Origin of the sequence: Oceanospirillum sediminis (assembly GCF_014164585.1) — a bacterium.
GTDB classification, from domain to species: Bacteria; Pseudomonadota; Gammaproteobacteria; order Pseudomonadales; family Halomonadaceae; genus Oceanospirillum; species Oceanospirillum sediminis.
In genome coordinates this window covers 1-767 of the sequence record NZ_JACJFM010000086.1, presented here as the reverse complement: position 1 = coordinate 767, position 767 = coordinate 1, and the positions used below count along the sequence as shown (strand labels likewise).

General features: G+C 44.2%; 1 protein-coding gene. It reads left to right on the top strand.

Translation table 11 applies throughout. The features are described 5' to 3' along the window. A partial coding sequence (locus H4O21_RS25525) for a hypothetical protein (protein ID WP_220495839.1) occupies nt 1-325 on the top strand: 325 nt, incomplete at its 5' end. Nucleotides 326-767: the final 442 nt, after the last annotated feature.

Genomic DNA, 767 nt, shown 5'->3' with positions numbered 1-767 from the left:
CAAAAGAGTTATTGACTACTGTCGTAACAATGGCCTGGCTGATGCCCTTAAGCCTGGTCCTGGATGGTACTACGTAGGTAATGGATTTTACGAACAAAGCACATGGACAGTATCAGCCCTTGATGCTAATGGAGTGGTATGGGTTGCTGCGCCTACTGGGTTTAACTTACATAAATGTGAAGCTTATGCAGTTGGTGGCGGAGGTCTTTCACAGGGACTTGGATTATTAGAGGTTCCATCCGCCACACTTATGAAGTTCATCTTACAAGGTGGGGATGCGACCCGGGGTATTGTACATAAATCAACGGTTGAACTCCAAAACTAAATGAAATCCCCCGCCAATAAAACAATAATTATCTGGTCTGAAGTGGCTAGTAGAGTGAGTTTCGTGTGCTGGTCAATACACAAGTATTGTTCGTGCTTCTGTGTAGACTGAAAAGTGATGTACTCAAGCGAGGGCATCCCTCCACTCAATCAGCCTCGCGTGCCCCCGTAGGGGTGCGCTGGAGGCATTACCATTAAAAGTGGCCGTTGGTTAGCAGCACATGGAAAAACGCGGCTGGAGCTGATGTCTGATTGCTATTAATAAACCCCGCTTCGGCGGGGTTATTATTATCATCAGAAAGTGAGATATGCACTAAGATTTATAAGCCCAAAAAAATCCATTCCTGCATTTAACGCCATTTTTTATTTGATACTCAATTGAATAACCACAGTCGCGCGCCGCTGAATTATATGATGGATATTCACAAATAAGATTGTAATCT